The sequence below is a fragment of the Nonomuraea sp. NPDC005983 genome, assembly GCF_040614375.1.
Lineage (GTDB): Bacteria > Actinomycetota > Actinomycetes > Streptosporangiales > Streptosporangiaceae > Nonomuraea.
The window spans coordinates 36,110-50,498 of the sequence record NZ_JBEXUP010000012.1; the positions used below are offsets into that span (position 1 = coordinate 36,110).

Genomic DNA, 14,389 nt, shown 5'->3' on the forward strand with positions numbered 1-14,389 from the left:
TGTCCACGGCCTTCATGAGGCGGCGGAGCGGTCGAGGAATCGGCGCAGCCCGGTCCGCACGCCCTCGGTGGGCACGGTGGCGGCGAAGGAGGCCGCCTCGACCGCAAGTCCCTCGTCGATCGGCAGGTTGATGCCCCGGGTGACCGCGCGCAGGCAGGCCGCCACGGCCGTCGGCGCGTGCCGGACGATCCGGGCGGCCAGGTTCCGTGCGGCGTCGAGGAGTTCGTCGGCGGGGACGACGGCGTTGACGAGGCCGATCTCGGCGGCGCGGGCGGCCGGGATCGGGTCGCCGGTCAGAATCATCTCCAGGCCGCGCTTGCGGCCGACGTGGCGCGGCAGCCGCTGGGAGCCGCCGAACGGCGGAGGGAAGCCGAGGGTGATCTCGGGCTTGGCGAACGTCGCGTGCTCGGCGGCGATTGCGAGCGGAGCAGCCTCGGTGATCTCGCAACCGCCGCCGTAAGCGAGGCCGTTGACCGCGACGATCACCGGCTTGGGGAACTCCTCGATCCGCCGGGTCAGCCCGTGGCCACGCCGGACGATCTCGCGGAGGGCACACTCGGTCCCGCCCGCGATGCTCCCCGCGAGAGACGGGATGTCCGCGCCCGCGCTGAACGCCCTGCGGCCGGCGCCGGTCAAGATGACCGCGCGGACGGAGTCATCGGAGTCGACGCGGTCGAGCACGGCGAGCAGCGCGTCGATCGTCGGGTAGTCGAGGGCGTTGAGTTTCCGTTCGCGATCGATGGTGATCGTGACGAGGTGGTCGTCCTGGTCGATGTGGACGGTCATGCCGGTGCTCCGTTCGCTTGGCCGTGGACACACCGAGGCTAGAAGTCATAATCTATGACAATCCACTTATTGTCCTAGATACAGGGACCGCCATGCGGCCACCGTCCTACAAGGCCATCGTCGACGAGCTCGCCACGGCGATCCGCTCCGGCACGGTCCCTGCAGGCACCCGGCTCCCGACGCACCGCGATCTGGCTCGCGAGCGGCGGATCGCGCTGGCTACGGCCACCCGCGTCTACGCCGAGCTCGCCGCCATGGGCCTGGTCGTGGGCGAGCCGGGGCGCGGGACGTTCGTCCGGGTCCGATCCGGCTACGACGGCCCGGAGCCATCGCGCGCCCTGCCGGTGCCGCGCGTGGCCGACCTGTCGTTCAACCAGCCGCTGGCCCAGGGGCAGGCCGATCTGCTGCGCCTGGCCCTGCGGAGCCTTGCGACATCGGGCGAGATCGAGTCGCTGCTCCGGCAGGACCCGCCGGGCGGGCGCCGGCACGACCGGGCGGTCGTGGCCACCTACCTGCTAGGCCGCGGGATCGACACAGCGCCGGCGAACGTCCTGCTGGCGAGCGGAGCCCAGCAGGCGCTCGACACCGTGCTGCGCGCGCTCACCCGGCCCGGCGACGTCCTGGCCGTGGACGCGCTCACCTATCCCGGCATCACGGTTCTCGCCTCGGCGCACGGTCTCGACCTCGCTCCGGTCCCCGTGACGGCGACGGGGCCGGATCTCGACGCGCTCGACCAGCTGTGCCGTACGCGGCCCGTCCGCGCGATCTACGCGATCCCCACCGTGCACAACCCGCTCGGCTGGGTGCTCGACCGGGAGCAGCGCGCCCGCATCGTCGCCGCAGCCCGCGCCTGCGACTGCGTGATCGTCGAGGACGGTACGTACGCGTTCCTCGAGGCCGCACCGCCCCCTCCGTTGCAGGCCCTCGCCCCCGAACGCACCTGCTACGTCGCCGGCCTGTCGAAGAACGTGGCGACCGGCCTGCGGTTCGGCTTCGCCGTGGTGCCCGACCGGCACGTTCGGGCCGTCACCAGGAGTCTGCGCGTGGCGGCCTGGGGCGCGCCGGGACTCGTCACCGCGCTTGCCACCGCCTGGATCGCCGACGGCACGGTCGCGCGGCTGGAGAAGGTCCGCCGCGGGGACGCCGCCGCCCGGCAGGACATCGCCCGATCCGCGCTCGCCGGCATGGACGTCACGGCGCACCCGGAGTCTTACGTGGTGTGGCTCGGCTTGGAGCCACACCAGCGTCCCGACCACGTCGCGGCCGTGCTCGCAGAGGAAGGGATCCTCGTGTCCACCGCCGATGCCTTCGCCACCGGGTCTTACCGTCCCCGCGCGCTCCGGCTGGCGCTGGGCACGCCGCCACTGGGCGAGCTCGGGCCGGCGTTGCACCGCCTGCGGGACGCGATCGAGGCGATCCCGCCGTGACGCCGCCGGCCAGCCGCGTACGCTCCGGCGCTCTACCGATCCGCAGCGACCGGTGCACGCGCCACGCGAAGGTTTCGCACCACCGCCGCCGCCAACCCGGGCCTCCTCATGGGTTCTCCTGCGACCGGCGACGTGAGATCGCGCGGTCGAGCAGGATGGTCGGCACGGTGGCTGCTGCCAGGCCGGCGCCGATCCATGTGACGGAGGTGATGCCGGCGCCGGCGCTGAGGGCGGCCCCGGCGAGCGCGGGGACAAGGCTGATCCCGAGTTGGAACGCGGAGACGGTGGTGGCCCCGGCGAGTGTCGGCGCCTGTGATGCGATGGTGAACACTCGTCCGTAGATGGCTGGGTTCAGAACGAAGCCGGCGATCCCGAGGACCAGGACGAGGGGGACAACGGCCAGCGCGTGCTGGGCGAGTGCCGCGAGCAGGACGGAACTGACCAGTATCCCGATCGCTCCGATCAGGAGCGCGTGAAAGGGTCGCCTGTCGGCGATCCTGCCTCCGATGGACAGACCGATGAAGGCGCCGACGCCGAAGAGCGTGAGGATCGCGGGAACCCAGACGCCAGGGATGCCGGTGATGTCGGTCAGGAGTGCCGCGAGGTAGTTGAACGAGATCATGTAGGCGGCAGTGCTCAGCAGGGTGACGGCGTAGACGACCCACAGTTGTGGTCGTCTCATGGTGCGAAGCTCACGCCTCACACTGGGTTCCGTGTTCGCGCTCGTCGCAGGCAGCGCGAGGAGAGTCAAGATCGCGCCGGCGGCAGTGAGGGCGACCACACCCCAGAAGCCGCCCCGCCATCCCGTGAAGTAGCTGAGCAACGCGCCTGCCGGGCCGCCGGCGATCATCGCGAGGCTGAGCCCGCTGACGACGACTCCGGAGGCGCGTGCGGTGCGGTCGGATGTGACGAGGCTGATCGCGGTGACCGCTGCGACCGCCCAGTACCCCGCATAGGCGAGGCCGCAGATGAAGCGGGTGGCCAGCAGCACCGCGTAACTGTCAGTGAGAAGGCCGATCGTTACCGAGGCGGCGAAGATGGCTTGGGCGGCCACAAGCGTGGTCCGTCGCGGCCAGCGCAGAGTCATGATGGCCAAGGGCGGCCCGCCGATGACGACACCGATGGCGAACGCCGCGATCAGCGCACCGGCGGAGGACAACGTGATCTGGAGGTCGTCCGCGATCGCCGGCAGGACCCCAGCGAGCAGGAACTCCGCGCTGCCCATCGCGAACAGGCTGAACGCGAGCAGGTAGACGCCGAGCGGCAGCCTCCCGCGAGAGACCGACTCCTGCTCGGTGATGCTGTCGACCGAGCCTGGGGGATGTGCGGGCATGTGCGGGTCTCCTTGTTCGGATGTGAGGGTTCGGGGGCGAGGGGGAGATCGGGCGCGCCGCGGCGTGGACGGGTGGGCTAGCAGGTGGCGGCGGCAGACGCCATGCCGGCGGATCACCTCCGGACCCGATGGTTCGTCGCCTGGTGGCGAACCGACAACTTCTGTTGCTGTTTCCGGGACGTGGAACGGGGGAGTCCGACAGGGCCCATCATCGATCGGCCCTCCTGATCGGCCGACCGAACGTCCTCAGGAGCGCAGCACGGTCGCCGCCGTGCAGCGGCGCCCCGCGACAAGGGGCGTCGCCGTACGACCTGTTTGTGGCCAGACCGGATCGACCACGAGTGCCTGGCCAGGCTGCCCGTTCAGCGGGTGTCCGACCGTGATCGCTGCTTCCTCGCGGGCGCGGTCAGCGCCTGCCGGCTCGGGCCAGCGCGTCCTCAGCCTGGGCGGCCAGGGTGCCGACCAGATCGGCCGCGGACGGCAGGTCGTCGATGAGGTCGATGGCCTCGCCGGCCCACTGCGGCAATGCGGGGATCTCGCCTCGTGCCACGGCGTCCTGGTACTCCTGCTGGGCGTGCGGGGCGGCTGCGAGTTCGTCCTCCCGGCCCCGCCACCCATCGAGGAAAGGGTGGCCCAGGGTGCGCGCGGTGTACTTCGCCGGCCACTGCGAGCGGCGGGCGATGTCCAGCACCCTGTTGCGCTCGGTGTCCTCCCCGCGTCCCTCGACGATCGCCCTGGCGGTCGCGGGGGCGACCAGGGCCTCGGTCGTGGCTTGGAAACGGGTGCCGAGCAGTGCTCCAGCAGCCCCCAGCGCCAGGGCGGCCGCCACGCCGCGGCCATCTGCGATCCCGCCGGCCGCCAGCACCGGCACCGGCGCTGCCAGGTCCACCACGACGGGCACGAACGGCAGCGTGGACCGCCCGTGCCGGGCTCCATGCCCGCCGGCTTCGGTGCCCTGCGCCACGATCACATCGGCGCCCAGATCCACCGCCCGCCGGGCCTCCTCCAGGTCGGTGACCTGAAGGATCAGCGCCGTGCCCGCGCTGCGGATGCGCTCCACGAACGGACTGGGGTCGCCGAAGGACAACATCACCGCCGTCGGGTTGTGCTCCAGCGCCCGCGCTATCGCGCCGTCGTCAATGGCCCACGTCAGAAAGCCGATGCCCCAAGGCTTCCCTGCGCCCTCGTCGGCCAGGACAGGCAGTTCGCGGGCCAGCCAGTCCTGGTCCCCGTTCCCGCTGCCCAGCAGTCCGAGGCCGCCGCCGCGCGAGACCGCCGCCGTCAGGGCGCCACCGGCCGACCCGCCCATCGGGGCCAGGGCGATCGGATGCTCCACCTCGAACAGTTCCGTGAACGCTGTTGACAATCCCATGACGGCAATCCTCAGGCACCCGTCATGCCGGTCGCACTACTGAACGCCCTCGCAGTCACCACGCAACGGGGCCGAGGCGATCGATGAAGATCCCGGTCGGCCCGTCGGCGTCGATCGTCGCGAGTTTGACTATCGAGTCGGTGCCCTCGGTGACCGTCAGTTGACCGGTGTGATGGTTCATATCGGTGGCGGCGAATTTGCGGTTGGCGACTTCTCCGGGAGTGGCGACGTTGAATTTGATCTTCGGGAGCGCCTGGGCGTACCGGACGGTGATCATGTTCAGCGCCGCCTTCGACGAGCTGTAGGCGAGCTCGTGCATCTTCGAGACGGGCTGCTCCGGGTCGGTCACGACCGCGAAGGAACCGCCACCGCTGGACACCATCACCACCCGCGGATTGTCCGCCGCCTGCAGCAAGGGAAGGAACGCATGCGTGACCCTGATCGGTCCGTAGACGTTGGTGTCGTAGACGGAGTGAATTTCGTCGGCCGTCGCGTCTGCAGGCGTGATCACCCGTCCTGACGCGCCGGCGTTGTTGATCAGCACATCCAGCCGGTCGGTGTGCTCCCGGACGAGCCGTGCAGCGTCGGCCACCGACTCGTCCGAGGTCACGTCCAGCGGGACCATGACCACGTTCGCGCCGCCGTCGATCAGCTTGGCGGCAGCTGCCCGTCCTCGGCCTTCGTCACGCGAGCCGAGGAAGATCGTCCAACCCTGCTCCCCGAGCCGCCGGGCCGCCTCAAGACCGAGTCCCTTGTTGCCTCCGGTGATCAGCACCGAGGTCTGTTCTGAGTTCGTCATGCCCTCTGAGACGATTTGCTCCGCTCGGCTGTGACATGGTGTGAGCGGCCTCACAACGGGGAGCCCGTTGTTTCGCACCTCCCGCGGTTGGGGCGGTCAGAGATGGTCTGCCTAGGATCGGAGGTCGATTACCGATCCGGAGGGGCAGGAGGCCGAGGGTGGAGCTGACCGGCCCGTTGGCGGCGGCTGACTGGGAATCGCATCGCCCCGCGGTCTTCGGGGCGGCCTACCGGATCCTCGGCACCGTGGTCGAGGCCGAGGATGTGACGCAGGAGGTCTGGTTGCGCGCCGCCGCCGCCGACCTGTCCGAGGTGCGGGATCTGCGGGCCTGGCTGGTGACCCTGGCCGCCCGGACGTCCTACAACGTGTTGAAGTCGGCGCGCGTCCGGCGCGAGTCCTATGTCGGCCCCTGGCTGCCCGAACCGCTGCTGACCGGGCCCGACGCCGCCGCCCAGGTGCTCATGGACGAGTCGGTGAGCACCGCGATGCTGGTGATCATGGAGACGCTCACCCCCGCCGAACGCGTCGCGCTGGTGCTGCACGACGTCTTCGACTTCCCGTTCGGCCGGATCGCCGAGGTGCTCGGCGGCACGCCCGCCGCCGGCCGCAAGCTCGCCTCCCGCGCGCGGGCGCGGGTCGCCGCAGTCCAGGAGCGGCCCCGGGCGTCCAGGGCCGAGACCGAACGCGTGCTCAAGGCGTTCAAGGCGGCCGCCGACGCGGGGGACATGGCCGGGCTCGTCGAGCTGCTCCACCCCGAGGCCGTCTACGTCGCCGACGGCGGCGGCAAGGTGACCGCCGCGCGCAGGCCGGTCCGGGGCGCCGAGCGGATCGCGCTGCTGGCGGTCAGGCAGATCGAGATCAGGCGCCCCGACGCGTTCCAGATCATCGAGGTGAACGGGCGCCCGGCCCTGGCGACCTACCACGGCGGCGAGCTGGTCTGGCTCGACACCGTGGAGATCGCCGACGGGCGGATCACGGCGTTCAGGAGACTGGCCAATCCCGAGAAGTTCGCCCACGTCGGTCACATCTGAACCCGCCATCTTGTCTCCCTGCAGACCCTCCGATCCCCCGGAGGGCGAGGCTGAGAGGACGAGACAGTGGCACACGTTGTGATCATCGGAGGCGGTTTCGCGGGCGTGTGGAGCGCGGCGGGAGCGGCGCTGGCCCGCGGAGACGCGGACCTGCGCATCACGCTCATCGCGCCGAACGAGCACCTGGTGCTGCGGCCGCGCCTGTACGAGCCGGAGCCGGACCTGGCCAAGGTGAAGCTCGGCAGGATCCTCGAGCCGATCGGCGTCGAGCACCTGCGGGCCTCGGTGAGCACGATCGACACCGACCGCCGCGTGGTGGTGGCCGACGGCCAGGAGATCGGCTATGACCGCCTGGTGCTGGCGGCGGGCAGCAAGCTCGTTCAGCCCCAGGGCCTGCCCGGCGCCGAACGGCTCTTCGACGTCGACACCCTGGACGGGGCCCGGCGGCTCACCGACCATCTGCGCGACCGCGAGGACTACTCCGCCGTGGTCGTCGGCGCCGGGTTCGTCGGCCTGGAGGCCGCGACCGAACTGGCCGCCCGGGGCCGGGTGCTGCTGGTGGACCAGTCGCAGGTGGTCGGAGACCAGCTCGGCCCGGGCCCGCGCGAGGAGATCGAGGCGGCGCTGGACCGGCTGGGCGTCGAACGCCGCCTCGGGACGACGGTGACGGAGGTCGGCGACGGATACGCCGTCCTGTCCGATGGCACCAAGGTCGAGGCGGACGCGGTGGTCTGGTCCGTGGGGATCAGGGCCAGCGAGCTCACCCGGCAGATCTCCGACGACCTCGACCACCTCGGCCGGGTGCCGGTGGACCAGCGGCTGCGCGCCCTACCCGAGGTGTTCGTCGCCGGGGACACGGCCGCCGCGGCGTTCGACGCCGAGCACACGGTCATGCAGGCCTGCCAGCACGCCACCCCGCTCGGCAAGGTCGCCGGGTACAACGCGGCGGCCGACCTGCTCGACGTGCCGCTGCGCGACTTCACCCCCGGCCCGTACGTCACCTGCCTGGACCTGGGCGGCGCCGGTGCGGTCTTCACCAGGGGCTGGGACCGCAGGGTGATGGCCTCGGGCGCCGAAGGCAAGGAGGTCAAGAAGCGGATCAACCACCACATCCACCCGCCGGTCGACGACGCCCCGAAGATCCTGGCCGCCGCCGACCACGTCTACCTCGAGCTCCCCTTCTTCCCACGCGACGAGGGGAAGGCCGCCTCAGCCGGATGAAGATCTCCCGCCGAGGAAGGACGCACGTCAGTCATGGCCGAGGTGAGCCACCAGGGCGGTGAGGTCGACAGTCCCGCCGCTGATGATCACGCCGACGCGCTGGCGCCGCGGTGGTTTCAGCGCAGCTTGCTGAAGAACTCCCGGACGTCGCCGATGAGCAGGTCGGGGGCCTCCATGGCGGCGAAGTGGCCGCCGCGGCCGAACTCGGACCAGTGCACGACCGTGTGTTCGAGCTCGATGGTGCGCCGGATCGACACGTCCAGAGGGAACACCGCGACCCCGGTCGGCACCGTGGAACGCTCACTCGCGCCCCAGGCTCCGGCGTGCGCGGTCTCGTAGTAGCTGTTGGCCGAGGACCCGGCGGTGCCGGTCAGCCAGTACAGCATCACGTTGGTGAGCAACAGATCACGGTCCACCGCGTCCTCGGGCAGTTCGGCGGCCGGATCGGTCCACTCCTTGAACTTCTCCACGATCCAGGCCAACTGCCCGACCGGGGAGTCGTGCAGCCCGTGCGCCAGGGTCTGCGGCCGGGTGATCTGGATCATCGCGTACCCGGACTGCTCGGTTTTCAGGTACTTCAGGTGATCCAGCCGCGCCCGCTCGGCCTCGGTCAGCTCCGCCACCTCGTCCGGGTTGACCTCGGTGAACGCGGAGAGCCCGTTCGCGTGTACGCCGACGACCTTGTCGGGGTTGAGCCGGCCGAGCCCGGGGGAGATGACCGCGCCGGTGTCGCCGCCCTGCGCGCCGTAGCGGTCGTAGCCGAGCCTGTTCATCAGCTCGGCGAACGCCCTGGTCACCCGGTTGGTGTCCCAGCCGGCCTCGCCGGTCGGCCCGGAGAACCCGCTGCCGGGGATCGACGGGATCACCAGGTGGAACGCGTCCGCCGGGTCGCCGCCGTGTGCCCTGGGGTCGGTCAGGGGGCCGATGACGTTCATGAACTCCACGATCGAGCCGGGCCAGCCGTGGGTCAGGATCAGCGGCAGCGCGTCCGGCTCGGGCGAGCGCACGTGCAGGAAGTGGATGTTCTGCCCGTCGATCTCGGTGGTGAACTGCGGGTACTTGTTCAGCTCCCGCTCGTGGACGCGCCAGTCGTAGCCATCGCGCCAGTACGCGGCCAGCCCCTTGAGGTAGTCCACCGGCACTCCGCGGCTCCAGCCGACATCGGGCAGGTCGGCGGCCCACCGGGTCCTGGCGAGCCGGTCCCGCAGGTCGTCCAGGTCAGCCTGGGGAATGTCGATGGTGAAGGGCCGGATCTCGCTGTTGTTCTCCATGCCGATAACTCTAGGCACCAGCTAGGTCAGAATCGGTCCTAGGCCAATGGCAGACTTCACATCATGTGGGAAACCTCGGCACGGCTGCTGCGACTGCTCTCGCTCCTGCAGACCCGACGCGACTGGTCCGGCGCCGAACTGGCCGAGCGGCTGGAGATCACTCCGCGCACCGTGCGCCGCGATATCGACCGGCTGCGCGGCCTCGGCTACCCCGTGCTGGCCACCGCGGGCACCGCCGGCTACCGGCTGGGTGCCGGCGCGGACCTGCCGCCGCTGCTGCTCGACGACGACGAAGCCGTCGCGGTCGCGATGGGTCTGCGCACGGCCGCCGGCGGTTCGATCACCGGCATCGAGGAGACCTCGGTGCGGGCGCTGGCCAAGCTCGAACAGCTACTGCCGTCCCGGCTGCGCCACCGGATCAACGCCCTGCAGTCGGTGACGGTGCCGATGAACAACACCGGCCCCACCGTCGACCCGAGCACCCTCACCGCCATCGCCGCCGCCTGCCGCGACTCGCTGCGCCTGCGCTTCGACTACCGCGCCCACGACGGAACCAGCAGCATCCGCACGACCGAGCCGCACAGGCTGGTGCACGCGGGCCGGCGCTGGTACCTCATCGGCTGGGACGTCGACCGCCAGGACTGGCGTACCTACCGCGTGGACCGCCTCGTCCCGCGCACGCCCACCGGCCCCCGGTTCACCCCGCGCACCCCGCCAGACCCCGATATCAGCGGCTACACCTCGCGGGCGATCTCCACGTCGGCCTACCGCTACCAGGCCCGGTTCACCCTGCACGTCAGCGCCGAGACCGCGGCGGAGCGGATCGCCCCCACCACCGGAGCGCTGGAGCCGATCGACGAGCACAGCTGCACCCTGCGGGCCGGGTCCAACTCGCTGGACGAGCTGGCCATCTACGTGACAACCAAAGGCTTCGACTTCCAGGTGCACGAACCCCCGGAGCTTGTCGAGCACGTCAGGACGCTGGCAGCCCGGCTCGCCGGCGCGACGGATTGACGGGGTCCCCGTAGCTGCGGCCGAGATCCAACAGATACGCCTCTGGCCTGCAAGCTCTTCGCGATCGCGGGTACCTAGAGTCTGATGGAGGCTCGATTGCCTGAGCCTGATCTTTAACCTGTCTGTCCACGCCGGGCGGGGGTAGTTTCTCGCTTGATGCTCTTGCCGACGTCGTGGCGGGGTGCGGGTCGGCGGTCCCTGGTGGGCGCGGTCCTAAGGAGCGGATCATGTCAGCAGGCTCTGTCCGATCCAGCCGCCGGGCGGGCAGCCCGGCGGGATGGCGAACACGGCCGATCCGATCGGCGTGGTCCATTCGTTGAGCAGGTCGGCCTCGGCCAGCCGTTGCTGAATGGGCAGGAACTGGGCGGTGATATCGGCCTGGTAGGAGGCGAAGAGCAGACCGCTGTCGGCGTGTCCGGCTGCGGTGAGGCCTTCGTCGTAGTTGTAGACGCGGCGGAAGATTCCCTTGCCCGGGTCGGTGCTGTGCGCGCGCCTGATGTGCGCGTATTCGGAGATGACGGGGAACCCGACCTCCGTCAGCTTGGCGAAGTCGGGGGAGTCGTGTTCGGCGGTTCCGGTCAGCGGGGCGCCGGTGTCCAGGCGTCGGCCGATGGTGAACTCCTTGGCGACCCGGTCGGCTGCGTCCCAGGTCTCCAACTCGGCCTGGATACGCCGAAGCACCAGTGTGGTGCCGCCGTGCAGCCAGGCCGGCGCGTCGTTGCCGGCCCATACCGCGCGGTCGAAGGTGGGAGTGCCGGGGACGGGGTTCGCGGTCCCGTCGAGCTGGCCCATGATGTTGCGCTGGGTCGTTTCGGGGGCCTGGACGCCTGCGGCGCGCCGGAATCCACGCTGGATCCATCGGACGCGGGTGAAGGCGCGGGCGTCCTTGATGATCATGCGGAGGGCGTGGGCCACGGTCAGCGGGTCATCGGCGCAGATCTGCACGAGCACGTCGCCGCCGTTCCAGCGTGGCTGCAGTTTGTCGATGGCGAAGCGTGGGAGAGCCTTCACCGATGCGGGGCGCGAATCTGCCAGGCCGGTCGCGGCGAACAGGCCGGGGCCGAATCCGAAGGTGACGGTCAGCCGGGCGGGCAGCACCGCCAGTTCCGGTTCGGTGTCGGCCAGGGCGGCATTGCCCTGACTCAGGCGGCGGGCGTCATCGCTCAGCAGCCGCATCATCCGGGCCACCGCCTCACGGCCGACGCCGCTGCGCAGGTCCAGGCCGACGAAGACGGCGTGGGCCTGTGGGGTGGTGGCGATCCCGGCTTGGTGCGGGCCGTGGAAGGGCTCCACGGCTGAGCCGTCCACCTGAACCTGAGCAGAATGTGCGGATGGGGGCGTCGCCAGGATTCCGGCCGCGGCGGCAGCGCTTGAGGCCAGCAGGCCCCGCCGGGTCAGGCGGGGTCTGCTACCGGTGTGAGCATCCATCAGCTCTTGTCCTCGCCGCCCATGTCCATACCGCCCTTGCCGGGCTGGTAGTCCTCCTTGCCCCCGGCGAACTCCTTCCCGATCGCGGTGAAGGGGACGGTGGCACCGTTGGCGAGAGTCAGGGTGAAGGGCACCTCGGCACCGGGTTCCACCTTCCCGGTGATCCCGATCAACATGATGTGGTCGCCACCGGGCGCCAGTTGGTGGGAGCCGTGGGCGGGGACGACGAAGCCGCCTTTCTTGGGGCGCATCACCATCTTGCCGCCGGAATCCACCACCTCATGCAGCTCGATCTTGGGAGACAGCGGCGAGGCTCCGGAGACGACCGTCAGTTCGGTGTCGGTGTTGTTGACCAGGGTGCCGAAGGCGGCGGTCATGCCCTTCTCGCTGGTCTTCACCCAGGGGTCGGTGATGGTCAAGGCGGGCGAGGGGGTGGAGGTAGGCGCCGCGGCCGCCGGGCGTGACGGTGAGGCGGACGTGGTGGACGAGGTCGCGTCCTGGCCGCCGCAGCCGGACACGAGCACAGCCGCGGCGAGCGCCGCGGCGGGAAGGAGGAGGGCACGCGGACGAAGAGAGTACATGGTGGGGCCTTTCACGGCAGGCCTCGGCGGCCGGTGGCGGTGCCACCGTGCCGTAGGCGGATCACGCAGGGTCGCTTGACGCGGCCGCGACGACGGCGGCCGCGCGGGCCCGGCCGGGGCCGGGCATGGTGACGGCCTCCAGCCTCACCGCAGAGATCAGCTGGAGAATACGACTACCTGCGTGGACGGTGGGCCGCGCCGGGGCGCAGCGTGCGCCAGTGCTACCGAGCGCAGCCGGCCCGGCTCGGGCGCCGTCACTACGGCGACCGGCTCATGGACCGGGTACAGGAAGGCCAGCAGTACCCGGTACAGCCGCGCGGCCAGCCGGTGCAGCAGCCCCCACAGGGCGGCCTCGCCGCGGGCCAGCCACAGGGCGGTCAGCACTGCTGCCCCGGCATGCGCGACAAGCATGCCGACGCTGGTCGCCAGCCCCTGGTGGGCGTGGCCGAGCGCCGCGTGTGCGGCAGAAGCGTGGCCGATGGAGAACAGCGCGTGCAGCACCGCCTGCATTCCTGCCAGCAGCGGCAAGATCACCGCCAGCGGGCGCTCGCGCCCTGAGGCGGCAGCAGCCGCCGCGAACGCCAGCAACAGTCCTCCGACCATCACCGGCCCCGTGACCGACCCCCCGCCCAGGAGGTGCGCCAGCACACTCAATCCCAGGCAGACCACGGCGAACACCGCGGCGCGGGCTAGGCGAAATGGCAGGGAGGCGGTCATGGTGGGCTCATCATCCCATCCCGCCCCCTCGCTCCGGAATCCACCACCGTGCCCTGCCGCCGGTACAGCGTTTGGTGATGCGCGCCAAGGGCCCATCGACGGCGCCGGTCCTTGCCGTTGGCGACGAGCAGGTCCTGCGGGCGCACGAGCGTTTTCCGATATGCGTGACATTACCCACCGAAGAGGGACGACTACAGCCACGCCCTGCACATCTATTACTGTGGCCCCATCCCGGGAAGAACGGGGCCAGAACACAAGATCTTCAATGGTCTTCTAGCGCTCGTTTCCGGCGTGCAACCAGGCCAGGTAGTCGGCGACTGCCCGCTCGGTGTCGTACTCAGGCTCGAAGCCGGTGTCCTCGCGCAGCCGGGTTGTGTCGAGCCAGGTGCCGGGCGCGGCGGAGTCGCGGCCCTCAGGCAGGTCGACGCGGGCGTCGGGGACGAGCTTCCGGATCGCCGCGATGACCTCCGCGTTGGTCGTCAGCCTGCCCGAGGACACGTTGTAGGTGCGATGGGCCAGCCGGTCCGACAGTTGGAGCAGGGCGATGGCCCGGCCGCAGTCCTTCACGTAGCACAGGTCGATCCCGTCGCCCGCGTGCGCGCCGGCCCGCAGCGGCGACAGGTCGGGGACGGCGCCGCGGGCGGCGGCGTGCACGAGCTGGGGCGCGGCGAAGAACGGCGAGTGGGGGTGGCCGAGCGGGCCCCAGATGGCGGCGATGCGATAGTTCACCACGTCGAGACCCAGGGCGCCGGCCAGGTGGGCGCCGAGCAGTTCGCCGATCTTCTTGAACGCCGGGATCGGGTGAGGGGACGTCATCGGCAGTGGCACGTCCTCCTTGAGCGCGCCTTCGCGGGCGACGCTGCCGGGCACGCCGCCGTACACGCCGATCGTGCTGGCCAGCCCGAGTCGCGTCACCTGCCACTCGCTCGCGGCGCGGAAGACGTTCAGGAGGCTGCGCACGGCCCTGTCTGCACCTTCCAGGGGCTGGTACGCCCCCGGCGGCCAGGGGACGGAGCCGGCGAGGTGCACGATGCCGGTGATCTTGTGACGCTCGCCGAGCGACAGGAGGGCCGTCTCGTCGGTGAGGTCGAGTTGCTCGACGACGATGCGGTCGTCGGCGAGCCACTCGGGCGCCACGGGGGCGCGGCGCTGGACGAGCAGGCAGGACTCGCCCAGGTCGAGCAGTGCCCGCGTGGTGTGCGTGCCGATGAAGCCCAGCCCGCCGGTGATCAGAATCATGTTCAGCTCCGCAAATCATCAGTTCAACTGACGATCAGTCTAACCCCAGGAAATGGCGATAGAGAACCGCGCTGCCCTTTCGTGACAGAGGCGCGCTCGCCGGCGTCGTCCGCGGCATCGTGCAGGAGCGGCCACGCGCTGCGACAGACGGCATCGTTCTCGACGTCGCG

13 protein-coding genes are annotated in these 14,389 nt (G+C 70.7%); 4 read left to right on the forward strand and 9 right to left on the reverse strand.

Annotated elements, in window-relative coordinates; genetic code table 11:
• Positions 1-12 precede the first annotated feature (12 nt).
• A complete protein-coding gene (locus ABZ297_RS08545; RefSeq protein ID WP_355341498.1) occupies positions 13-786 on the reverse strand; it encodes a crotonase/enoyl-CoA hydratase family protein in 774 nt (257 codons plus the stop codon).
• Positions 787-878: 92 nt separating this feature from the next.
• On the opposite strand from ABZ297_RS08545, the gene ABZ297_RS08550 reads away from it, so the two are divergent.
• A complete protein-coding gene (locus tag ABZ297_RS08550) occupies positions 879-2,213 on the forward strand; it encodes a PLP-dependent aminotransferase family protein (RefSeq protein WP_355341501.1) in 1,335 nt (444 codons plus the stop codon).
• 106 nt (positions 2,214-2,319) lie between these two features.
• Here ABZ297_RS08550 and ABZ297_RS08555 read toward each other — a convergent pair whose 3' ends face one another.
• From ABZ297_RS08555 to ABZ297_RS08565, 3 genes are all read right to left on the reverse strand, one after another.
• Positions 2,320-3,546 (reverse strand): Cmx/CmrA family chloramphenicol efflux MFS transporter, encoded by a 1,227-nt coding sequence (locus ABZ297_RS08555; RefSeq protein ID WP_355341504.1) that lies wholly within the window; start codon positions 3,544-3,546, stop codon positions 2,320-2,322.
• A 406-nt stretch (positions 3,547-3,952) separates the two neighbouring features.
• A complete protein-coding gene (locus ABZ297_RS08560) occupies positions 3,953-4,918 on the reverse strand; it encodes a nitronate monooxygenase (RefSeq protein ID WP_355341507.1) in 966 nt (321 codons plus the stop codon).
• A gap of 55 nt (positions 4,919-4,973) precedes the next feature.
• Positions 4,974-5,693, reverse strand: a complete 720-nt coding sequence (locus tag ABZ297_RS08565) for an SDR family NAD(P)-dependent oxidoreductase (protein ID WP_355341510.1) — start codon at positions 5,691-5,693, stop codon at positions 4,974-4,976.
• A 182-nt stretch (positions 5,694-5,875) separates the two neighbouring features.
• On the opposite strand from ABZ297_RS08565, the gene sigJ reads away from it, so the two are divergent.
• The gene (gene sigJ / locus ABZ297_RS08570) at positions 5,876-6,748 is read left to right on the forward strand and encodes an RNA polymerase sigma factor SigJ (RefSeq protein WP_355341513.1); all 873 of its coding nucleotides are present in this window, start codon (positions 5,876-5,878) and stop codon (positions 6,746-6,748) included.
• Positions 6,749-6,814: 66 nt separating this feature from the next.
• The gene (locus ABZ297_RS08575) at positions 6,815-7,969 is read left to right on the forward strand and encodes an FAD-dependent oxidoreductase (RefSeq protein WP_355341516.1); all 1,155 of its coding nucleotides are present in this window, start codon (positions 6,815-6,817) and stop codon (positions 7,967-7,969) included.
• Between the two features lie 116 nt (positions 7,970-8,085).
• Here ABZ297_RS08575 and ABZ297_RS08580 read toward each other — a convergent pair whose 3' ends face one another.
• Complete coding sequence (locus tag ABZ297_RS08580) at positions 8,086-9,240, reverse strand: epoxide hydrolase family protein (protein ID WP_355341519.1); 1,155 nt, start codon at positions 9,238-9,240, stop codon at positions 8,086-8,088.
• A gap of 63 nt (positions 9,241-9,303) precedes the next feature.
• On the opposite strand from ABZ297_RS08580, the gene ABZ297_RS08585 reads away from it, so the two are divergent.
• Entirely contained in the window at positions 9,304-10,254 is a 951-nt protein-coding gene (locus ABZ297_RS08585; protein ID WP_355341522.1) for a YafY family protein, read from the forward strand.
• Between the two features lie 225 nt (positions 10,255-10,479).
• Here ABZ297_RS08585 and ABZ297_RS08590 read toward each other — a convergent pair whose 3' ends face one another.
• The 4 genes from ABZ297_RS08590 to ABZ297_RS08605 form a co-directional block, all read right to left on the reverse strand.
• Entirely contained in the window at positions 10,480-11,682 is a 1,203-nt protein-coding gene (locus ABZ297_RS08590; RefSeq protein WP_355341525.1) for a Dyp-type peroxidase, read from the reverse strand.
• Entirely contained in the window at positions 11,682-12,263 is a 582-nt protein-coding gene (locus tag ABZ297_RS08595; protein ID WP_355341528.1) for a copper chaperone PCu(A)C, read from the reverse strand. Before ABZ297_RS08595 ends, ABZ297_RS08590 begins: the two co-directional genes overlap by 1 nt.
• Positions 12,264-12,419: 156 nt before the next feature.
• Positions 12,420-12,980 (reverse strand): MFS transporter, encoded by a 561-nt coding sequence (locus ABZ297_RS08600; protein WP_355341530.1) that lies wholly within the window; start codon positions 12,978-12,980, stop codon positions 12,420-12,422.
• 273 nt (positions 12,981-13,253) lie between these two features.
• Entirely contained in the window at positions 13,254-14,219 is a 966-nt protein-coding gene (locus ABZ297_RS08605) for an NAD(P)-dependent oxidoreductase (RefSeq protein WP_355341533.1), read from the reverse strand.
• Positions 14,220-14,389 lie beyond the last annotated feature (170 nt).